The 20,038-nt window shown below is 72.8% G+C and carries 18 protein-coding genes and 2 tRNA genes; 15 read left to right on the plus strand and 5 right to left on the minus strand.

The genetic code is table 11. From position 1 onward, the window contains the following. Window positions 1-30 precede the first annotated feature (30 nt). Window positions 31-897, plus strand: a complete 867-nt coding sequence (rfbA, locus tag ACH4SL_RS09880) for a glucose-1-phosphate thymidylyltransferase RfbA (RefSeq protein WP_398443186.1) — start codon at window positions 31-33, stop codon at window positions 895-897. Between the two features lie 28 nt (window positions 898-925). Here rfbA and rfbC read toward each other — a convergent pair whose 3' ends face one another. Next, window positions 926-1,531 (minus strand): dTDP-4-dehydrorhamnose 3,5-epimerase, encoded by a 606-nt coding sequence (gene rfbC, locus ACH4SL_RS09885; protein ID WP_398443188.1) that lies wholly within the window; start codon window positions 1,529-1,531, stop codon window positions 926-928. Window positions 1,532-1,651: 120 nt separating this feature from the next. Beyond that, window positions 1,652-2,560 (minus strand): UTP--glucose-1-phosphate uridylyltransferase, encoded by a 909-nt coding sequence (locus ACH4SL_RS09890; protein WP_398443190.1) that lies wholly within the window; start codon window positions 2,558-2,560, stop codon window positions 1,652-1,654. A 331-nt stretch (window positions 2,561-2,891) separates the two neighbouring features. Here ACH4SL_RS09890 and proB point away from each other — a divergent pair, with 331 nt between their 5' ends. From proB to ACH4SL_RS09915, 5 genes are all read left to right on the plus strand, one after another. Next, window positions 2,892-4,007, plus strand: coding sequence for a glutamate 5-kinase (proB, locus tag ACH4SL_RS09895; RefSeq protein WP_398444079.1), 1,116 nt, complete (start codon window positions 2,892-2,894; stop codon window positions 4,005-4,007). A gap of 154 nt (window positions 4,008-4,161) precedes the next feature. After that, complete coding sequence (locus ACH4SL_RS09900; protein ID WP_398443192.1) at window positions 4,162-4,623, plus strand: hypothetical protein; 462 nt, start codon at window positions 4,162-4,164, stop codon at window positions 4,621-4,623. 369 nt (window positions 4,624-4,992) lie between these two features. Next, window positions 4,993-6,279, plus strand: a complete 1,287-nt coding sequence (locus ACH4SL_RS09905) for a glutamate-5-semialdehyde dehydrogenase (RefSeq protein ID WP_398443194.1) — start codon at window positions 4,993-4,995, stop codon at window positions 6,277-6,279. 112 nt (window positions 6,280-6,391) lie between these two features. Then, window positions 6,392-6,823, plus strand: a complete 432-nt coding sequence (locus ACH4SL_RS09910; RefSeq protein ID WP_398443196.1) for a hypothetical protein — start codon at window positions 6,392-6,394, stop codon at window positions 6,821-6,823. Between the two features lie 64 nt (window positions 6,824-6,887). Further along, complete coding sequence (locus ACH4SL_RS09915) at window positions 6,888-8,186, plus strand: hypothetical protein (RefSeq protein ID WP_398443198.1); 1,299 nt, start codon at window positions 6,888-6,890, stop codon at window positions 8,184-8,186. On the opposite strand, the gene ACH4SL_RS09920 is transcribed toward ACH4SL_RS09915, so the two are convergent. Continuing rightward, on the minus strand, window positions 8,071-9,186 hold the full coding sequence (locus tag ACH4SL_RS09920; RefSeq protein WP_398443200.1) for a M48 family metallopeptidase: 1,116 nt from the start codon (window positions 9,184-9,186) through the stop codon (window positions 8,071-8,073). The genes ACH4SL_RS09915 and ACH4SL_RS09920 overlap by 116 nt on opposite strands. A 171-nt stretch (window positions 9,187-9,357) precedes the next feature. Here ACH4SL_RS09920 and ACH4SL_RS09925 point away from each other — a divergent pair, with 171 nt between their 5' ends. From ACH4SL_RS09925 to ACH4SL_RS09950, 6 genes are all read left to right on the plus strand, one after another. After that, a complete protein-coding gene (locus ACH4SL_RS09925) occupies window positions 9,358-9,507 on the plus strand; it encodes a hypothetical protein (protein WP_031514480.1) in 150 nt (49 codons plus the stop codon). A 7-nt stretch (window positions 9,508-9,514) separates the two neighbouring features. Next, window positions 9,515-10,117, plus strand: a complete 603-nt coding sequence (gene nadD / locus ACH4SL_RS09930) for a nicotinate-nucleotide adenylyltransferase (RefSeq protein WP_398443203.1) — start codon at window positions 9,515-9,517, stop codon at window positions 10,115-10,117. A gap of 37 nt (window positions 10,118-10,154) precedes the next feature. Next, complete coding sequence (locus tag ACH4SL_RS09935) at window positions 10,155-12,098, plus strand: LytR C-terminal domain-containing protein (protein ID WP_398443205.1); 1,944 nt, start codon at window positions 10,155-10,157, stop codon at window positions 12,096-12,098. 83 nt (window positions 12,099-12,181) lie between these two features. After that, on the plus strand, window positions 12,182-12,607 hold the full coding sequence (rsfS, locus tag ACH4SL_RS09940) for a ribosome silencing factor (RefSeq protein WP_398443208.1): 426 nt from the start codon (window positions 12,182-12,184) through the stop codon (window positions 12,605-12,607). Beyond that, on the plus strand, window positions 12,604-13,257 hold the full coding sequence (locus tag ACH4SL_RS09945; protein WP_398444081.1) for a histidine phosphatase family protein: 654 nt from the start codon (window positions 12,604-12,606) through the stop codon (window positions 13,255-13,257). Before rsfS ends, ACH4SL_RS09945 begins: the two co-directional genes overlap by 4 nt. 264 nt (window positions 13,258-13,521) lie before the next feature. Next, a tRNA-Ala gene (locus ACH4SL_RS09950) sits at window positions 13,522-13,594 on the plus strand. 70 nt (window positions 13,595-13,664) lie between these two features. Here ACH4SL_RS09950 and ACH4SL_RS09955 read toward each other — a convergent pair. Continuing rightward, window positions 13,665-14,657, minus strand: a complete 993-nt coding sequence (locus ACH4SL_RS09955) for a helix-turn-helix transcriptional regulator (protein WP_398443210.1) — start codon at window positions 14,655-14,657, stop codon at window positions 13,665-13,667. A gap of 101 nt (window positions 14,658-14,758) precedes the next feature. On the opposite strand from ACH4SL_RS09955, the gene ACH4SL_RS09960 reads away from it, so the two are divergent. Continuing rightward, window positions 14,759-16,270 (plus strand): MFS transporter, encoded by a 1,512-nt coding sequence (locus tag ACH4SL_RS09960; protein ID WP_398443213.1) that lies wholly within the window; start codon window positions 14,759-14,761, stop codon window positions 16,268-16,270. Between the two features lie 67 nt (window positions 16,271-16,337). On the opposite strand, the gene ACH4SL_RS09965 is transcribed toward ACH4SL_RS09960, so the two are convergent. Next, entirely contained in the window at window positions 16,338-17,408 is a 1,071-nt protein-coding gene (locus tag ACH4SL_RS09965) for an alkene reductase (protein WP_398443215.1), read from the minus strand. A gap of 179 nt (window positions 17,409-17,587) precedes the next feature. Here ACH4SL_RS09965 and ACH4SL_RS09970 point away from each other — a divergent pair. Then, window positions 17,588-17,660: transfer RNA gene (locus ACH4SL_RS09970), tRNA-Ala, on the plus strand. A gap of 412 nt (window positions 17,661-18,072) precedes the next feature. Next, window positions 18,073-20,007, plus strand: coding sequence for a protease pro-enzyme activation domain-containing protein (locus ACH4SL_RS09975; protein WP_398443217.1), 1,935 nt, complete (start codon window positions 18,073-18,075; stop codon window positions 20,005-20,007). Window positions 20,008-20,038 lie beyond the last annotated feature (31 nt).

Genomic DNA, 20,038 nt, shown 5'->3' on the forward strand with positions numbered 1-20,038 from the left:
GGTCTGGGGCTCATGACTATCATGAGTTCCGTGCGTGGAATTCTGCTTGCCGGCGGCACCGGGTCGCGTCTGTGGCCGATCACCAGGGCTGTCTCCAAGCAGCTCATGCCGGTTTTCGACAAACCGATGGTGTATTACCCGCTGTCCACTCTGATTATGGCGGGTGTCAGGGAGATCCTGGTTATCACCACATCGAGTGACCGCAATCAATTCGAACGGCTGCTCGGCGACGGATCGCAGTTCGGATTGACCATCACTTTCGCCACCCAGGAGAAGCCCAACGGCATCGCGGAGGCCTTCCTCATCGGCGCCGACTTCATCGGCGACGGCCCCGTCGCGCTGATCCTCGGCGACAACATCTTCCACGGCACGGGCCTGGGCACCCAGCTGCGCAGCTACCGCGACCCCGAGGGCGGTGTCGTCTTCGCGCACGCCGTCGCCAACCCCTCCGACTACGGGGTCGTCGAGTTCGACGCGGACGGCGTCGCGCGCTCCATCGAGGAGAAACCGGCCAGGCCCCGCTCCCGCTACGCCGTGCCGGGGCTGTACTTCTACGACCGCGAGGTGGTGGAGATGGCGCGCCGGCTGGTCCCGAGCGCGCGCGGCGAGCTGGAGATCTCGCACGTCAACCAGGAGTACCTGGAACGCGGCAGGCTCAAGGTGTCGGTCCTGGACCGGGGCACCGTCTGGCTGGACACCGGCACCTTCCACTCGCTGGTGCAGGCCTCGGAGTACGTCCGGGTGGTCGAGGAGCGGCAGGGCTTCAAGATCGGCTGTGTCGAGGAGGCCGCCTGGCGCGCCGGGCTGCTGGACGACGCGCGGCTGCGGGCGCTCGCCGAGCCGCTGTGCAAGAGCGGTTACGGCGACTACCTGCTGGGCATCCTCGAACACCCCTGACACCGGCCCGGACGCCGGGGGCGCGGGGTCAGCGCCCCGCCGGGGTCCGCAGCCCGCGTAGGAAGCGCTCGCACTCCTCGTACGCCGGCAGCAGCCCGGAGTCCGCCGCCTCCCGCAGGGTCGGGGCGGCGCGGTCCTTGTCCGACAGCAGCGGCTCCAGGCCCGCGGGCCAGGTGATGCCCAGCTCCGGGTCCAGCGGGTTGATGCCGTGCTCGCGGGCCGGCGCGTAGCCGGCCGAGCACAGGTAGACCACGGTGGCGTCGTCGGTCAGCGCCATGAAGGCGTGGCCCAGCCCCTCGGACACGAAGAGCGCGGCGTGCTCCTCGTCGTCCAGCCGCACGCCCTCCCACTGCCCGAAGGTGGGCGAGCCGACCCGGATGTCCACCACCACGTCGAGCACCGCGCCGCGTACGCACTTGACGTACTTGGCCTGGCTCGGGGGGAGGTCGGCGAAGTGGATGCCGCGCAGGGTGCCGCGGGCGGAGACCGAGCAGTTGGCCTGCGCCAGGCCGAGGCCGCGGCCGGTGGCGGCGGCGAAGTCGGCCCCGCGGAACCACTCGTGGAAGCTGCCGCGGCTGTCGGTGCAGACCTTCGGCTCGTCGACCCAGGCCCCGGAGACGCCCAGCTGCCTCATGCGGATCACGTCCCTTGCGATGTCGTGCGCCGACGATCCTACGGCCGCGGGCCGCCGCCGCCCCGTTACCGGGGCGGCGTGGCGCGGCGGAACGCGGACGCAAGGGGACGCGTCGCGGGGTCAGTCCTGGAGCTCCTTGGCGGCGAAGTCGCGCAGCCACTGCCGGAAGTCCGGGCCCAGGTCCTCGCGCTCGCAGGCCAGCCGGACGATGGCGCGCAGGTAGTCGCCGCGGTCACCGGTGTCGTAGCGGCGCCCGGTGAACACCACACCGTGCACCGGCCCGCCCTCCTCGTCCCGTTCGGCGAGCACCCGCAGCGCGTCCGTGAGCTGGATCTCGCCGCCACGTCCCGGCTGGGTGTCGCGCAGCACCCCGAAGACCGCCGGGTCCAGGACGTAGCGGCCGATCACGGCGTACGCCGACGGGGCGTGCCCCGGCTCCGGCTTCTCCACCAGCCCGGTCACGCGGACCACGTCCGGCTCGTCCAGCGCCGTCACGGCCGCGGCCCCGTACAGGTGCATCAGCGCGGGGTCGACCTCCATGAGCGCGACCACGCTGCCGCCGCGCTGCTGCTGCACCTCGATCATCCGGGCCAGCAGGGGGTCGCGCGGGTCTATCAGGTCGTCGCCCAGCAGGACCGCGAAGGGCGCGTCGCCCACGTGCGGTTCCGCGCACAGCACCGCGTGGCCGAGGCCCTGCGGCGCGCCCTGCCGCACGTAGTGGACGGTGGCCAGGTCGCTGGACTCCCGCACCCGCGCGAGCCGGTCCGCGTCGCCCTTGCGGGACAGCGCCTCCTCCAGCTCGTAGTTGCGGTCGAAGTGGTCCTCCAGCGGGCGCTTGTTGCGCCCGGTGATCATCAGGACGTCCGACAGTCCCGCGGTGACCGCTTCCTCCACCACGTACTGGATGGCCGGCTTGTCGACCACCGGCAGCATCTCCTTGGGCGTGGCCTTGGTCGCCGGGAGGAAGCGGGTCCCCAGGCCCGCCGCCGGGACGACTGCCTTGGTGACCGGACGGGGACGGGGTGACATGGACGGACCTCGCAGAGTGGATCGACGGCGAAGGCGGGGTGGGGCCCGCCGGGGACATGGGGACGCATCGGACGCTATCGCGGCGCGTCGCGGGCACGCGAATCGTCCCGTCGCTTTCCCGCATCCTCGGGTTCACCAGGCGTTGATCCCCCGTGCGCTCGACCCGGCACCGGACCACGGCGGCGGCGAGCGCGTCTCGGCAGCCGAGATGGCGACCATGCCCCGCAGGGTTTCGGGTCACACTAAGAGACCCCCGGGGCGGCCGGACGCCGTCGACGGAAGGCGACACGAGGGAACGGGTGCGGACGTGACGACGGCGGCACGGCAGGACGTGGTGCAGGCCCGCAGAGTCGTGGTGAAGGTCGGCTCGTCCTCGCTGACCACGGCGGCCGGCGGGCTGGACGCCGACCGGGTCGACGCGCTCGTGGACGTCCTGGCCAAGGCACGCGAGGAACGCGAGATCGTCCTCGTCTCCTCCGGCGCCATCGCCGCCGGGCTCGCCCCCCTCGGCCTGCCCCGCAGGCCGCGCGACCTGGCCCGGCAGCAGGCCGCCGCGAGCGTCGGCCAGGGCCTGCTCGTCGCCCGCTACACCGCCTCCTTCGCGCGGTACGGCATCCGGGTCGGCCAGGTGCTGCTGACCTCGGACGACGTCAGCCGCCGCACCCACTACCGCAACGCCTACCGCACGCTCGACCAGCTGCTCGCGATGGGCGCGCTGCCGATCGTCAACGAGAACGACACCGTCGCCACCGACGAGATCCGCTTCGGCGACAACGACCGGCTCGCCGCCCTCGTCGCCCACCTCGTCCGCGCCGACCTGCTCGTACTGCTCTCCGACGTCGACGGCCTCTACGACGGCGACCCGCGCACCCCCGGCACCTCCCGCGTCGGCGAGGTCAGGGGCCCGGCCGACCTGGAGGGCATCTCCATCGGCAGCGCCGGCCGCTCCGGCGTCGGCACCGGCGGCATGGTCACCAAGGTCGAGGCCGCCGCGATCGCCACCGGCGCGGGCGTCCCCGTCGTCCTCACCTCCGCCCCGCACGCCGCCGACGCCCTCGCGGGCCGCCCCACCGGCACCCACTTCCACCGCACCGGCAAGCGCTCCGCCGACCGGCTGCTGTGGCTCGCGCACGCCTCCGCGCCGCGCGGCTCGCTGCGGCTGGACGCCGGCGCCGTCCGGGCGGTCACCCAGCGGCACAGCTCGCTGCTGCCCGCCGGGCTCACCGGCGTCGAGGGCGACTTCGCCGCGGGCGACCCGGTCGACCTGGTGGACGAGTCCGGCGCCGCCGTCGCCCGCGGGCTGGTCAACTACGACGCCCGCGAGCTGCCCCGGCTGCTCGGCCGCAGCACCCGCGAGCTGGCGGCGGAACTCGGACCCGCCTACGAGCGGGAGGTCGTGCACCGCGATGACCTGGTACTGCTGCGGCGCCAGGGGCGCACGAGCTGATCTCGTCCGGGGCTTCTTGCGGAAAACGCCCCCGCGCCCTGCTCGATCCTGGTCAACTTTGATGAGGATGCGATGCGCAGGTACGTCCCTGCTGCCGCTCCCGTCGCACCGACGGGACCGGCCGCGGCGGGCGCAACCCACAGGGAGGCCGCCGGTGAAACGAGGGCGCCCAGGGCAACTGACCAGGACGTCGACGGAGCGAGCGCTGGTCAGCGTCGACCGCGCGGCACCGGACGGCACCGTGGTGCCGCACCAGGCCCGCCCGCAGGAGCGGCCCGCGGCCCGGCTGTGGCACGTCACGCTCAGCGTCGCGGGACCCCGCACGCCCCTGCCCGAGCTGCGGCGGGGCCTCGAACAGCTCGCGAACGACCACCCCTTCCTGCTGACCAGCCGCTACGCCCCGGACCACGCGGAGATCCGCTACTGGGAGGAGGCCCGCGACGTCCACGACGCGGCCGCCCTCGCCCTCCGGCTGTGGGGCGAGCACCGGTCTTCTGCGAAGCTGCCCCCGTGGGAGACGGTGGGCCTCGAGGTCATCGACCGCGCGACCTACCACCAGCGCCTTGCCGCCGGCGCGGTGCCTTCCCCTGTCCCGGCGGGCGTCCACCCCTTCTGACCCTTCTGACCGTTCCGCTGCGCGGGCTGCGCTGACGCGCGGGGCGGTACGCCAGGGGCGCGGGGCGAGCGCGCTTGCGGCGTGCGCCGCGGGGCGGGCGTTCTGCGCTGCGGCGCCGGGCACCACCAGGGGCGCGTGGGGGCACCTCCCAGGCGGAGCCTGGGGGAGAACGGAGCGACCAGCCACGATGTGCCGTCACGTCGTCACCGGCCCGAAGGGGCAGTTCGGTCCGTACCGGACCACCGGCCGGTGGTGGGTTGCTCGCGCAGTTCCCCGCGCCCCTAAAAACGCTCACCCCCCGGCGCAGAGGGGCCGTCCCAGCCGCTGGGCGCGGGGGCGCGGCCCCCGCCGATTCAGTACCCTGCACGCATGGATGCGCTGACGTCAGGCGAAGAGTCCCCCGTCACCCGCGCGGCGACCCGCGCGAAGACCGCCGCAGCGGAGCTGGCCCCGCTGCCGCGCGCGGCGAAGGACGCCGCCCTGCTGGCGATCAGCGCCGCCCTGCGGGCGAGGACGTCGGACATCGTCACCGCCAACGCCGACGACGTCGCCCGCGCGGCGGACGCCGGGACGAGCCCGGCGATCATCGACCGGCTGACCCTCACGGCGGAGCGCGTCGAGGCGATCGCGGCGGACGTCGAGCACGTCGCGGGCCTGCCCGACCCGGTCGGCGAGGTCCTGCGCGGCTCCACGCTGCCGAACGGCCTGGAGCTGCGTCAGGTCCGCGTCCCCCTCGGCGTGGTCGGCATCATCTACGAGGCCCGGCCGAACGTCACCGTGGACGCCGCCGCCCTGTGCCTGAAGTCGGGCAACGCGGTGCTGCTGCGCGGCTCGTCCTCCGCGTACTCCTCGAACGCCGCCCTGGTCGCGGTGCTGCGGGAGGCCGTCGAGGGCGCGGGCCTGCCCGCGGACGCCGTCCAGCTCGTCCCGGGCGAGTCGCGCGACTGCGTCACGGAGCTGATGCGCGCCCGCGGCCTGGTGGACGTCCTGATCCCGCGCGGCGGCGCCTCGCTGATCCGTACCGTCGTCGAGGGTTCGACCGTCCCGGTGATCGAGACGGGCACGGGCAACTGCCATGTGTACGTCGACGCGGACGCCGACCTCGACATGGCCGTGGACATCCTGGTCAACTCCAAGGCCCAGCGCCCGAGCGTCTGCAACGCCGCCGAGACGCTGCTGGTGCACCGCGACATCGCCGACCGCTTCCTGCCCCGCGCGCTGGACGCGCTCGCCGACGCCGACGTGACCGTGCACGGCGACCCGCGGGTGCTGGCCGTCGCGAAGGAGTCCGGCACCAAGGCCACCGTGGTCGCGGCGACCGCGGAGGACTGGGAGACGGAGTACCTGTCGTACGACATCGCCGCCGCGGTCGTGGAGTCGCTGGACGCCGCCGTCGCGCACATCCGGCAGTGGTCCTCGGGCCACACCGAGGCGATCGTGACGGCCTCGCAGCCCGCGGCGCGCCGCTTCACCCGGCTGGTGGACGCGGCCGCGGTGATGGTGAACGCCTCCACCCGCTTCACCGACGGCGGCCAGTTCGGCTTCGGCGCGGAGATCGGCATCTCCACCCAGAAGCTGCACGCGCGCGGGCCCATGGGCCTGCCGGAGCTGACGTCCACCAAGTACGTCGTGACCGGCGACGGCCACGTCCGCTGACCTGGACCGCCGCCCGCAGGCCCGCGCACTGGGCCGTCCGGGTGCACAGCCGACCCCCGGGCGGCCCGGATTCCCCTGCCCAAAAGGCCAACTTCCGCATTACTCTGGACAGATGCCGGACGATGACGAGTTCGCCTCCGTAGTCCTCGACGAAGAATTCGTACGGTCTGCCCTGTTCCACGAGCCCTCGGCCCAGGAACGGATGTTGGCCGTCGCCGAAGGTCCCGCCGCAGCGCCCGGGTGGTCCGGGCGGCGCGGGGCCGGCCGCCATGACGTCCCCGAGCTGGACGACACGGCGGACCTCGCCCCCGATCCCCTCTATGCCGCGGGGCACCCCTACCGCGGCAGCAGCACGCGCTGGCACCGTCCGGTGGCCTGGGCTCTCGCCGTGGTCATGGGCATCGGAGTGGTCGCCCTGACCTTCGCCGCGGTCTACCGCGGCGCGGGTGCGGGCGCCCGCCGGCCGGCCGATCCGCCGCCGTCCAGCGGCAGTCAGGTGGGGCGGCAGAGCATGCCGCCCGTCGTCGGCGCCCCGGCGCCCTGATCCGATGTCAACTAGGTCGGTACGGGGGAGTTTATTCCCGCCCCGGCGGACATAACCTTGTGGTATGAGCGGGCCTGGAGACCCTCCTGAGGGCACGCCCGAGGGCGCCTCAGGAGGCGGTGAGGACGAATTCCGATCCGTCGTCTTCGACGAATCGTTCGTGAGGGCTGCCCGGATCCAGGAGTATTCCGCGCGCGAACGGCAGGACGAGGCCGGCCGCGCGGTCCGGGTACGCCACGCGCTGCCCGGCGGGCTCGCCCGCCAGGCAGCGGCCCTGGTGCTGCTCATCGTGCTGGCCTTCGCCTTCGCGGTCTACATGGGGGTGCGCCACCCCTACCGCTCGCACGACGCCGCCTCCGGCACCCAGCTGCGGGTCACCGTGACGCCGCTGGTGCCCGCGGGCCCGGTGCGCGCGGTGTCGCCCGACGCCCCCTTCGCGGGCACCCCCGCCGCCCGCCCCGACTTCCACAGCCGTGAGAAGGGCCTGGCGCTGCCCGAGGACGTGGAGCCGGTCGGCGGCTTCGACGCGGACGACGTGACGGCCGGCTACGAGACCGTCCGGCGCTTCCTCGACGACTCCGGGCTCCAGGAGGCGACGGTGACCGGCGGCGACACCCTGCTCGTGCAGCACCTGCTGGAGCCCCGGCAGCTCGACCTCTACAACGGCAGCCTCAGCGCCCCCGAGGCGGACGGCGTGCACGAGGCCACCGGCTGGCTGGTGCGCTTCGACCCGGACCCGGGGGAGCGCGTGGAGCTGGCGACGGACGACATCCGGGTGCGCGGCACGTACTCCGCCCTCCAGACGGCGGACGGCCGGCTGGAGGTCGTCGCCGACCACACCTACGTCTACGCCATCCGGGACGCCGCCGACCCCGACGGGCCGGTGTCGCTCTTCACCGTCCGGCGCCGGATGGCCTTCCACTTCACGCACGACCAGCTCCGCGAGCACCGCCTGGAGGTCGTGCGCTCCGACGTCACGGCGGGCCCGCTCGCCTGCTCGGCGGAGGTGCAGAGCTACTTCCGCCCGATACTGGCCGGCCACTCCTCACCCGACACCGTCAGCGGCGTCAACCCGTACGAGACGGCCCGTCCGCCGGGCGCCCGCTGTGCCCCGCTCACCGGTGTGGACCCGACGGCGGGCACCGGAGCCGCCGCGAACCCGGGCACGCCGACCGCCCCGGCCCCCACGGACACGCCGACGGCGCCGACCGCCACGGAGACCCCGACCGCCACGGACAGCGCGGCCGCTACGGCAGCGGGCTCTCCGGCTGCTCGCCCTCAGGGCCGGGATCCGGCTGCGACGGCGAGTCCGCTGCTGACTCCTCCGGGCGTTCCGCGGTCGCCTGCGCGCCGGAGCCTGTGAAGCGGTCGCGCAGCCGCCCGCCGACGTCGGTCGCCCCGTTGGTGATGTCGCGTATCAGGCCCATCAGCGGGTCCTTGCTGCGCTTCATCGAGTCGGAGTAGTGGCTCGCGGACTCCCGGAAGGCGTCCGAGACCGAGGCGTCCTTGTCCGCCGTGCGCTTGGGGTAGTGCCCGTCCATCAGCCGCTGGTATTCGCGGGTGGCGGCCCAGCGGCGCAGCTCGGAGGCCCGGATGGTGGTGAAGGGGTGGCTGCGCGGCAGCACGTTGAGGATCTTCAGGACGGAGTCGCGCAGATCGCCGCCCGCCTCGTACTCGTCGGCCTGCTTCAGGAACGCGTCCACGTTCATCTCGTGCAGGTGGTTGCCGCCGGCGATCTTCATCAGGCCGCGCATCGACGCCTGGAGGTCCTGGCCGACGAGCAGCCCGGCGCGGTCCGCGGACAGCTCCGACTTGCGGAACCACTCGCGCAGCGCGGTGATGATCGCCAGCACCGCCAGATTGCCCAGCGGGATCCACGCGATGCGCAGCGCGAGGTTGGTCAGGAAGAGCAGTATCGTGCGGTAGACCGAGTGGCCGGACAGCGCGTGGCCGACCTCGTGGCCGATGACCGCGCGCATCTCCTCCTCGTCGAGCAGCTCGACCAGACCGGTGGTCAGGACGATGACCGGGGCGTCCATGCCGATGCACATCGCGTTGGGCTGCGGATCCATCGTCACGTACATCGACGGGACCTTCTCCAGGTCCAGGATGTAGCAGGCGTCCCGCAGCATCGCGTTGAGGTGGGCGAACTGCTCGTCGCTCACCCGGACGGAGTCCGACAGGAAGAGCAGCCGCAGGCTGCGCTCGGGGAGCAGGCCGCTGAGCGACTTGAAGACCGTGTCGAAGCCGGTGAGCTTGCGCAGCGCCACCAGGGCGGAGAGGTCGGCGGGGTGCTCGTAGGCCCGTGACGAGATGTCAGGGAACCTTCTGCGGGTGCGGCCCGGCTGCTTCTCCGTGCTCACCCGGTCGTCCCCTGATGCGTGCGACTCGGACATACTGGCCCAACCCCCTGGTAGCCCACCGGTACATAAAGCTGGACGCGCGGAGCCTGCGCGAAGTTCCCACGGGCACGCCCGTACCATGTGCCGAGAGTCTTGCCGCCTGTCCCCGACTTCGCAAAGGGTTCCGCTGACATGTCGCCCGCCGCAGTCTCCGCACTGACCACGCTCGCCGAGGAGAACGGGGGCAACCACCCCAGCCTCAGCCCGTACCTGACCGGCTTCGGCGCGCTGGGTGCCCTGCTCGTCCTGCTGTGGCTGGTCACCCGCTTCAACCGCGACTAGTCTCACGATGTCCGACGCCAAACGCCGCATCGGTGTGATGGGCGGCACGTTCGACCCCATCCACCACGGGCACCTGGTGGCCGCGAGCGAGGTGGCGAGCCTTTTCCACCTCGACGAGGTCGTTTTCGTCCCCACCGGGCAGCCCTGGCAGAAGAGCGAGCGCGCGGTGTCACCTGCCGAGGACCGGTATCTGATGACGGTGATCGCCACCGCGTCCAATCCGACGTTCTCGGTCAGCCGCAGCGACATCGACCGCGGGGGTGCGACATACACCATCGACACCCTGCGCGACCTGCGTGCCGAGCACCCCGACGCGGACCTCTTCTTCATCACCGGGGCCGACGCCCTGTCGCAGATCCTGTCCTGGCGCCATGCCGAGGAACTCTTCGCGCTCGCACATTTCATCGGGGTGACCCGTCCGGGGCATACGCTGTCGGACCCGGGGTTCCCCGAGGGCGGGGTCTCCCTCGTGGAGGTCCCGGCCCTGGCGATCTCCTCGACGGACTGCCGGCAGCGGGTGGCCAAGGGCGACCCTGTCTGGTACTTGGTTCCGGACGGCGTCGTGCGGTACATCGACAAGCGTGCGCTCTACCGGGACGCCTCCGGATAACACGCACCGCGAACCACAGCAGGTGAAGGGGTTCCTCGTGAACGACGCAAACCCCCGTTGGCAGCAAGCCGAGGGTGGACCAGACGACGAGAGGGACCCGAACCGGCAGGAGCCCTACTACGGGCAGCAGTCCTACGGTTACGAGGGGTACGGCGACCAGGGCGGATACGACGAGTACGGCCGCCCCCGCCCGCAGCAGCCCCGCCAGCACGTCCAGCAGGCCCGCCCCGTCCCCCCGCACCAGCAGGCCCCGCCCCCGCAGCCCGGCTACCAGGACCCGTACCAGTCCTACGGCGGCGGCACCTACATCCCGCAGCAGCCCCAGCAGCCGTACTACGAGCAGCCCCCGCAGCCGCAGTCCTACGACACCGGCCGGCACACCGCGTACCAGACCGGCCAGATGCCCGCGTACGACACCGGGCAGCAGCAGGCCTACCAGACCGGCCAGATGCCGGCGTACGAGACGGGCCAGCAGCCCGTGTACGAGACCGGCCAGCACCCCGTCTTCGACACCGGCCAGCAGCAGGCCTACCAGACGGGCCAGATGCCGGCGTACGAGACGGGCCAGCAGCCCGTGTACGAGACCGGGCAGCACCCCGTCTTCGACACCGGGCAGCAGCAGGCGTACCAGACCGGGCAGATGCCCGTGCAGGGCGAGCCGCAGGACGAGGCGCGGACCGAGCCCCCGGCGGGGCAGGGCAGGCCCGACGGGCGCGGCGGCTACCAGACCGAGATGTTCGCCTTCGTCGACGAGGAGTCCGAGCAGTCGGAGGAGGTCATCGACTGGCTCAAGTTCTCCGAGTCGCGCACCGAGCGGCGCGAGGAGGCCCGGCGGCGCAGCCGCAACCGCAAGACGGGCCTGGTGCTGGTGCTGGTGCTCGCCCTCATCGGCGGTGCGGGCTACCTGTGGCAGGCCGGCAAGCTGCCGGGGCTGGGCAAGGACAAGGCCGCGGCGACGGCGGCCGGCGGCCCGCAGAAGCGGGACGTCATCGTCGTGCACTTCATCCCGGTCGACGGCGGCCCCAGCGACACCGCGCTGCTCGTCGACAACGCCACCAAGAAGCGCGGCACCACCGTGCTGCTGCCGAACACCTTGTCGGTCACGTCCGACGACGGCGGCGCCACCACCCTGGACAAGTCCGTCGACGACGGCATAGGCCCGACGCGGGATTCCCTGAACACCCTGCTCGGCGCCGACATCAAGGGCAGCTGGCGGCTGGACAGCCCCTATCTGGAGCTGCTGGTCGACGCGCTCGGCGACGTCTACGTGGACACCGACACCGCGGTGAAGGGCACCGGCAAGGACAGCGGCAAGACGGTCGTCGTACAGGGCAAGCAGCAGGAGCTGTCGGGGCAGGCGGCCGTCGCGTACGCCACCTACCGGGCCTCCGGGGAGCCGCAGAGCAAGCAGCTCGCCCGCTTCGGGCAGGTCTTCCAGGCGGTCCTGAAGAAGATGCCGAGCGACGCCGAAGGCGCCACCAGGACCGTGCAGGCCCTCAGTCAGATCCTCGACCCGTCGCTCACCGACAAGCAGCTCGGCGCGTCCCTCGCCCAGCTCGCCGACCTGGCGAAGACCGGCCAGTACGACACCACCATGCTCCCCGTGCAGAAGGACGGCACCCTCAGCGCCGACGCCACCGACTCCGTCAAGGAGCTGCTGGGCGGCACGGTCAAGCAGTCCGAGGGCACGACCCAGCCGCGGGTGCTGATCACCGACGCGACCGGCGACAAGTCCGCCGCCTCGATGGCGCAGGCCGCGATCGTCAACGGCGCCACGTACACCTACGTCGCCGGCGGCAAGGCGAGCGCCACGAAGAGCACCTCGCAGATCCTCTACGCGGACGCCGCGCGGCTGGAGGCGGCCAAGGACGTCGCCGCCACCCTGGGCCTGCCGCCGACCGCGGTCGCCAAGGGCAAGGTACCGTCCAACGCCGACATCGCCGTCACGCTCGGTAAGGACTACAAACCGGACGCCTCCTGAACCGGTCGAAAATCCGGTCGGGGGCTGTCGGAGGGTCGTGAGACCCTGGAAGCAGTAGAGCCCCCGACCGGAAAGCCGTATCTGTGACCGCCACTGACCGCTCCATCGAGCTGACCCGCGCCGCCGCGCAGGCGGCCGCCGACAAGCTCGCGCACGACGTCATCGCCTACGACGTCAGCGACGTGCTCTCCATCACCGACACCTTCCTGGTCGCCTCCGCCCCGAACGACCGCCAGGTGCGGGCCATCGTCGACGCCATCGAGGACAAGCTGCGCGACGAGCTGGACGCCAAGCCGGTCCGCCGCGAGGGCGAGCGCGAGGGCCGCTGGGTGCTGCTCGACTACGTCGACATCGTCGTGCACGTCCAGCACTCCGAGGAGCGCGTCTTCTATGCGCTGGAGCGGCTCTGGAAGGACTGCCCCGAGATCCCGCTGCCCGAGGACGCGGTGGCCACCCGCGGCAAGGGCAAGGAGCACGCCGGGGCGGCCGACGACAGGGTCGACAGCTGAACGGCCGGCGCGGCGGCCGGGGCCGCCGGATCGTGCTGTGGCGGCACGGCCAGACGGAGTGGAATCTGGAGCAGCGCTTCCAGGGCACCACCGACATCGCGCTCACCGCGACCGGCGTCGCCCAGGCCCGCCGCGCCGCCCGGCTGCTCGCCGCCCTGCGGCCGGACGCGGTCATCGCCTCCGACCTGCGCCGGGCGGCCGCCACCGCGGCCGAGCTGTCCGCGCTCACGGGCCTGCCCGTCACCCACCACAAGGCCCTCCAGGAGACCTACGCCGGCCACTGGCAGGGCCTCACCCACGAGGAGATCCTCGGCCGCCACGGCGAGCAGTACGCCGCGTGGAAGCGCGGCGAGCCCGTCCGCCGCGGCGGCGGCGAACTGGAGACCGAGGTCGCCGACCGCGCCGCCCCCGTCGTCCTGGCCGCGGCCGACGAGCTGCCCGACGGCGGAGTCCTCGTCGTCGTCAGCCACGGCGGCACGATCCGCACGACCATCGGCCGCCTCCTCGGGCTCGCGCCCGAGACCTGGGAGTCCCTCGGCGGCCTCTCCAACTGCTGCTGGTCCGTCCTCGGCGAGGGCGCTCGCGGCTGGCGGCTGACGGAACACAACGCGGGCACCCTGCCCGAGCCTGTCCTCGGCGACGACACGTAGCCCTCGCCGGGCGGGCGTGTTCACCTCGCGCCTGCGCCGCGGGGCGAGCGTTTTTCAGGGGCGCGGGGAACTGCGCGAGCAACCCACCACCGGCCCGGTGGTCCGGTACGAAACCGAACTGCCCCTTCGGGCCGGTGACGACGCGCGCCACGTGGGTGGCTGGGCGCGCAGTTCCCCGCGCCCCTGAAAACGCGCACCGCCCAGCGCAGCGGAAAAGCCGATTTCGTTCCGGTCCGGCGAGCGGCTATGATTCTGACGTCGCAAGGGGCTGTAGCTCAGTTGGTAGAGCGCTTGCATGGCATGCAAGAGGTCCGGGGTTCAATTCCCCGTAGCTCCACAGCAGCAGGAGACGAGGGCGGTGCCCTCCCGCGGAGAAGCGGGGGATCACCGCCCTTCGTGCGTGGGGCTCACAGCTCGTGGGGGCATTTCACGGGGCGGCCCGCGGCCTCGCGCTCGGCGAGGATCACCGAGAGCCGGCGTCCGTGGACGGAGCAGCCCACGACGGGGTCGGGGACGGCCCGCAGCGTCTCGATGCGCTGCCGGTCGTCCTCGGTGGCCGGTGTGTACACGACGTAGCGGTGCTCGGCCATGCCGTCGATGCTGAGCGACATCGAGGTCAGGGTGATCATGCCCACGGCCGGGTGCCGGACGGCCTTGACGCGTGTGCCGGGCGCGGCGACGTCCCCGCTGGCCCACATCTGCGCGAAGTCCGCGCTCGACTTGATCATGAGGGCGACGAAGGACTCCCACGCGGGCTCCCCGACGTGCCGCCCGTAGCTGCGCCGCACCTGCGCGACCATCCACGGCAGTTCGTCCGCGCTGTTGACGAAGGTCTGGCAGCAGTCGGGCACGGTGAAGAGCTTGTAGAGCACGTTGCGCTCCCAGCGCTCCACGAGCGAGGTCATCGGCCACAGCGTGCGGTAGGTCGCGTTGGTGGCGCGGACGTCGTAGCGGCTGTTGTAGATCGCGGCGGGCAGCGGGTTGAGGGCGTCCAGGACGCCCTGGAACTCCGCGCCGACCGTGTCGGTGTCGGCGGCCGGCTCGCGGACGAAGGGGATGCCGGCCAGCCGGTAGAGGTGCTCGCACTCGGTGGCGTCGAGCATCAGCACCCGGGCGACGGCGTCCAGCACCTGGACGCTGGCGTTGATCGGGCGGCCCTGTTCGAGCCAGGTGTACCAGGTGACGCCGACCCCGGCGAGCTGCGCGACCTCCTCGCGGCGCAGCCCCGGGGTGCGCCGCCGCAGGCCGGGCGGCATGCCGACGTCCTGCGGGGTGATCCGGGCCCGGCGGCTGCGCAGGAAGGCCGCCAGCTCGGTGCGGCGGGCCCCGCCGGCGCGGCGTGACCCGGCGGGATCCCGGGGCTCGGTCCGGGCACGGGGCGCTGCCGGTGACTGGGGCATACGGTCATCGTCCCGAACGCGCCCGGCGGCTGCCAGGTGCTGGCAGTACCAGGATCACGGGGCACTCGTTACCCGTACCGCCGCGGCCGCACGCTCGGCCCATGACACCTTCCCCCTCGAACGGCGCGACCGTGACCGGCGCCACCCCCCGTACCCCCGCGAGCGCGGCGGCCGGCTCCGTACCCGATACCGGGGCAGGCCCCGCGGGCCGGGCGGGTCCGCGGCCCGGGCTGCTGCTCGCGACCATCCTCATGGGCCAGTTCATGGCCCTGCTCGACGTCTTCATCGTCAACGTGGCCGCGCCGACCATGCGCGACGACCTGCACGCCTCGGGCGCGCAGCTCCAGCTGGTCATCGCCGGCTACTCGATCAGCTACTCCGTGCTGCTGATCACCGGCGCCCGGCTCGGCGGCCTGCTGGGCCACCGGCGGCTCTTCACGGCCGGGCTCGCGGTCTTCACCGCCGCCTCGCTCGCGTGCGGCCTGGCGCAGAGCACCGGCGAGCTGATCGGCTTCCGCTTCGCGCAGGGCGCGGGCTCGGCCCTGATGATCCCGCAGGTGCTGAGCCTGCTCCAGCTCAACTTCAGCGGCGAGGCCAGGACGCGCGCGATGAGCGTCTACTCGGCGGTGCTGTCCTCGGGCGCCGCGCTCGGCCAAATGCTGGGCGGCGTGCTGGTGAGCGCGGACCTCTTCGGGACGGGCTGGCGGCCGGTCTTCCTGGTCAACGTGCCCATCGGCGTGGCCATGCTGCTGATCGCGCCGCGGGTGCTGCCCGCCGACGGGCCGCGCGACCAGGCCCGCGCCCGCGGCCTGGACCTGCCCGGGCTGGTCGTGCTCGCCGCGGCCGTGACGCTCTTCACCGTGCCGCTGGTGCTGGGGCAGGAGGAGGGCTGGCCGGCGTGGGGCTGGGCGTGCCTGGCGCTGAGCGCGGTGCTCCTGGTCGTCTTCGCGCTGCTGGAGCTGCGGCTGGCGCGGCGCGGCGGCGCCCCGCTGATCGCGCCGCGGGTGCTGCGGACGCCCGGCATGCTGCGGGCGAGCCTGGTGATCCTGGCGACGATGGGCTCCAACGCGGGCTTCCTGTTCGCCATCGCCCTGCACCTGCAGAGCGGGCTCGGCTTCAGTGCCCTGCGCACCGGGCTGACCTTCGCGTTCGCCGCGGTCACCTTCGGCGCCGTCGGGCTGAACTGGCGGCGGCTGCCGGTGTCCTGGCGGCCCTGGCTGGCGGGGGCGGGCCTGCTGCTCGCCGCGGTGTCCTTCGCGGGCCTGGGCCTGGCGCTGCGCGGCGGCGGGGACGGCGGCGCCGCCCTCTACGGGTGGCTGCTGGTGCTGGGCGCCGGGCTCGGCCTCGGCTTCAGCCCCACCCTCACGATGGCGCTGAGCACGATCGCCCCGCAGGACGCGGCGGACGCCTCGGGCTTCCTCGCCACGGTGACCCAGATCGCCCAGCTGCTGGGCGTCGCGACGCTGGGCACGCTCTTCCTCGGCCGGGTCGCCGGTCCGGGCGCCCACGCCTCGGCGCACGCCTACGCCGTCCTGACCGTCGCGCTGACCGCGGTGTGCGTCGCGGGCGCCGTGGCGGGCCTGGCGCGCGGCCGGGCCCGCAAGGCGGCCTGAGGTCCCTTTCGCGGCCGGGGCGCCCCTCGCGGGGGGCGCCCCGGCCGTCGCGGGTCCTGCGGGCCGCTCAGCCGCCGAGGGCCGGGTAGTCGGTGTAGCCGCGGTCGTCGCCGCCGTAGTACGTCGCCCGGTCCGCGGTGTTGTACGGGCCGCCGCCGCGCAGCCGCGCGGGCAGGTCGGGGTTGGCGACGAAGAGCGTGCCGTACGAGACCATGTCCGCGGTGCCGTCCTCGACGAGGTCCAGCTGCTCCGGGCCGTTGTGCCGGACGCCGGCCCTGGTGTTGAGGACGAGGACGCCGGGGAAGCGCTTGCGCAGCTCCAGCGTCAGCGCCCGGTCGCCGGTCTCCACGATGTGCAGGTAGCCGGGGCCGACCGGCTCCAGGGCGCGCAGCAGCGCGAGGTACGTCGGCTCCGGGTCGGGCTCGTCGATGTCGCCCAGCGTGTTGCCCGGCGAGATCCGCAGGCCCGTGCGCTCGGCCCCGATCGCGTCGGCGACCGCCCGGACGACCTCGGCGGCGAAGCGGGCCCGGCCCTCCGGGGTGCCGCCCCAGCCGTCGGTGCGGCGGTTGGTGTTGGGGGCGAGGAACTGGTGGGCCAGATAGCCGTTGGCGGCGTGCACCTCGACCCCGTCGAAGCCGGCCGCGACCGCGTTGCGCGCGGCGGCGGCGTGCTCGGCGACCGTGCGGGCGATGCCGCTCTCGTCCAGCTCGGCGGGCTCCTCGAATTCCTGCGGGCCCGCCGCGGTGTAGACGCTGCCCTTGGCCCGTACCGGCGAGGGGGCCACCGGCCGCAGCCCGTCCGGCAGCAGCGAGCGGTGGCCGATCCGGCCGGTGTGCATGAGCTGCACGAAGATCCGGCCGCCCGCCTCGTGCACGGCGTCCGTCACCCGCCGCCATCCGGCCACCTGCTCGGCGCTGTGCAGTCCCGGGGTGTCCGGGTAGCCCTGCCCGCCCGGGGAGGGCTGGGTGCCCTCGGTGACGATGAGCCCGGCGGAGGCCCGCTGGGCGTAGTAGGCGGCGGTGCTCGCGGTCGGGCTCAGCCCCGGGCCGTACGCCCGGCTGCGGGTCATGGGCGCCATCACGATCCGGTTGGGCAGCCGCTGGCCGCCCAGGTCTATCGGGTCGAACGCGGTGGTCACGGCGGTCGTCTCCCCTCTCGGCGGGCCCGGCCCTCACCTCGGCCGCCGCCACCGTAACCCGGGGTCGGCCGCCCGATTGTTGCCGCTCCATGAACTTCCCGGCGGCCGCGGATTTGCTCCGGCCACCCGGGGAGCGTGTAAAGTAAGCGCAGGTCGCCGGGGGATCCCGGCGGTGTCGCGGGGCTGTAGCTCAGTTGGTAGAGCGCTTGCATGGCATGCAAGAGGTCCGGGGTTCAATTCCCCGTAGCTCCACTCGTCAGATGCTCGTTCGAAGGCGGGGCCCGGGTGCGTAACGCATCCGGGCCCCGCCTTCGTCGTTTCCAGTGATTGTCATACCGCCGGGCGTGGGACCGGCCGGGCCCGGATGCGTGCGCGGGCGGGGGCCGGGTAGTAGGTGTGGGGTGTCCGACTGAGGCACCGTCAGCGAGCGGCGCTTTAGAGGTTTTCCGGCTCCGGGAGGTTCCCGCAGGGACGTTTCCTTGACCTGCTCTTGGGGAAATCGTGGTCCTGACATGAACTGATCAGCGAAAGAGTGTCGCTTTGCGGTGCGGTGTGTACGCATAGCGGCGACACCGCACGGTCCGCTCCCACCAGGGACAGCCCGACAACGCGACAACTCGCTTCGCATGGGGGTTTCATGAGATTTGAGCGCAAGAGAACGCGTATGGCGCTCGTGGCGGCCACCGCGCTGCCGCTGGTCGCCGGCGCGCTCGCGCTTTCGACCCAGTCCGCGTCGGCCGACCAGCCTTCCGGACGCCAGCTCCTGACCGGCACCAAGCCGCAGTGGGCCACCGCCCAGGCGGACCGGGGCGCCACCGCCGACTCCGCCGCGGTGACCGTCCGGGTCTACCTCGCGGGCAAGGACGCCAAGGGCCTCGCCGCCTACGCGAAGTCCGTGTCGGACCCGAACTCCGCCGACTACGGCCACTACCTGACGGCGGCCCAGACGAAGGCCGCCTACGCCCCGACCGAGGCGCAGGTCTCCGAGGTCACCGCCTGGCTGAAGTCGGCGGGCATGAAGGTCACCGGCTCCAACCAGCACTACCTCACCGTCACCGGTGACGTGGCCGCCGCGGAGAAGGCCTTCGGCACCCAGCTGCACAACTACAGCAAGTCGGGCCACGTCTACCGCGCCCCGACCGGCACCGCCACCGCGCCCGCCTCGCTGAACGGCGCGGTCCTCACCGTCACGGGCCTGGACACGGCGCCCAAGAAGTCCACCCACGACGACGCGCTGCCGCCGCCCGGACCGGTCTTCAAGAACGCCGGGCCCTTCTCCACGTACTACGGCTCGAAGACCGCCAAGCAGTACCCGACCGCGTACGGCGACAAGGCGCCCTACGCGATCCAGGGCTACACCGGCGACGCGCTGCGGGCGGCCTACGGCGCGGGCAAGTACACCGGCAAGGGCGTGACCGTCGCGATCACCGACGCGTACGCCTCGCCGTACATCGCGCAGGACGCGGCCCGCTACGCCAAGGACACCGGCGGCCAGAAGTACAAGAAGGGCCAGCTCAGCCAGGTCCTGCCGAAGAAGTACACCGACACCGAGGACTGCGACGCGGGCGGCTGGTACGGCGAGGAGACGCTCGACGTCGAGGCCGTGCACGCGGTGGCCCCGGACGCGAACATCGTCTACGTCGGCGGCGCCTCCTGCTTCGACGACGACCTGCTCGACGCCCTCAACAAGGTCGTCGACGGCCACCTCGCCGACATCGTCTCCAACTCCTGGGGCGACGTCGAGGCCAACGAGACGCCGGACATCGCCGCGGCCTACGACCAGGTCTTCCAGACCGGCGCGGTCGAGGGCATCGGCTTCTACTTCTCCTCCGGCGACGCGGGCGACAACGTCGCCTCGACCGGCGTGAAGCAGGCCGACACTCCCGGCAACTCGCCGTGGGCCACGTCCGTGGGCGGCACCTCGCTCGCGGTCGGCAAGAACGACAAGTACCTGTTCGAGACCGGCTGGGGCACCCTGCGCGCCCCGCTGTCCGCGGACGGCAAGAACTGGGACGGCTTCCCCGGCCCGTACACCTCGGGCGCCGGCGGCGGCACCAGCAAGCTCTACGACCAGCCGTACTACCAGCGCGGTGTGGTCCCGAACAAGCTGGCGCTGGCCAACGGGACGGGCGTCAAGCAGCGTGTCGAGCCCGACATCGCCGCGGTCGCCGACCCGAACACCGGCTTCCTGGTGGGCCAGACCCAGTCCTACCCGGACGGCTCGCTGCAGTACAGCACCTACCGCATCGGCGGCACCTCGCTGGCCGCGCCGGTCATCGCCGGCGTCCAGGCGCTCGCCGAGCAGGCCCGGCACGGCATCGCCATCGGCTTCGCCAACCCGCTGATCTACTCCCAGTACGGCACGTCGTCCTACCACGACGTGACCGACAGCCCGCTGGGCAAGGGCAAGGGCCTCGGCGTGGTCCGCGTGGACTACGCGAACTCCGTCGACGACTCCGACGGCACGATCGTCTCGCTGCGTACGCTCGGCGCCGACGCGTCGCTGCACGCCACGGTCGGCTACGACGACGTCACCGGCGTGGGCACGCCCGCGAAGGGGTACATCACCTCCTCGCTGCCGCCCAAGCACAAGAAGTAACGGCATCCGCCACGGCTACGGCCCCGCACCG

It is taken from the genome of Streptomyces sp. NPDC021020 (assembly GCF_044333285.1).
GTDB lineage: Bacteria > Actinomycetota > Actinomycetes > Streptomycetales > Streptomycetaceae > Actinacidiphila.

Coding starts and splice junctions, on each gene's coding strand:
- rfbC (WP_398443188.1), bottom strand. CDS start 1,531: ATGAGGCAGCTGGGCGTCTCCGGGGCCTGGGTCGACGAGCCGAAGGTC.
- ACH4SL_RS09890 (WP_398443190.1), bottom strand. CDS start 2,560: ATGTCACCCCGTCCCCGTCCGGTCACCAAGGCAGTCGTCCCGGCGGCG.
- ACH4SL_RS09905 (WP_398443194.1), top strand. CDS start 4,993: ATGGATGCGCTGACGTCAGGCGAAGAGTCCCCCGTCACCCGCGCGGCG.
- ACH4SL_RS09910 (WP_398443196.1), top strand. CDS start 6,392: ATGCCGGACGATGACGAGTTCGCCTCCGTAGTCCTCGACGAAGAATTC.
- ACH4SL_RS09915 (WP_398443198.1), top strand. CDS start 6,888: ATGAGCGGGCCTGGAGACCCTCCTGAGGGCACGCCCGAGGGCGCCTCA.
- ACH4SL_RS09925 (WP_031514480.1), top strand. CDS start 9,358: ATGTCGCCCGCCGCAGTCTCCGCACTGACCACGCTCGCCGAGGAGAAC.
- nadD (WP_398443203.1), top strand. CDS start 9,515: ATGTCCGACGCCAAACGCCGCATCGGTGTGATGGGCGGCACGTTCGAC.
- ACH4SL_RS09955 (WP_398443210.1), bottom strand. CDS start 14,657: ATGCCCCAGTCACCGGCAGCGCCCCGTGCCCGGACCGAGCCCCGGGAT.
- ACH4SL_RS09960 (WP_398443213.1), top strand. CDS start 14,759: ATGACACCTTCCCCCTCGAACGGCGCGACCGTGACCGGCGCCACCCCC.
- ACH4SL_RS09975 (WP_398443217.1), top strand. CDS start 18,073: ATGGCGCTCGTGGCGGCCACCGCGCTGCCGCTGGTCGCCGGCGCGCTC.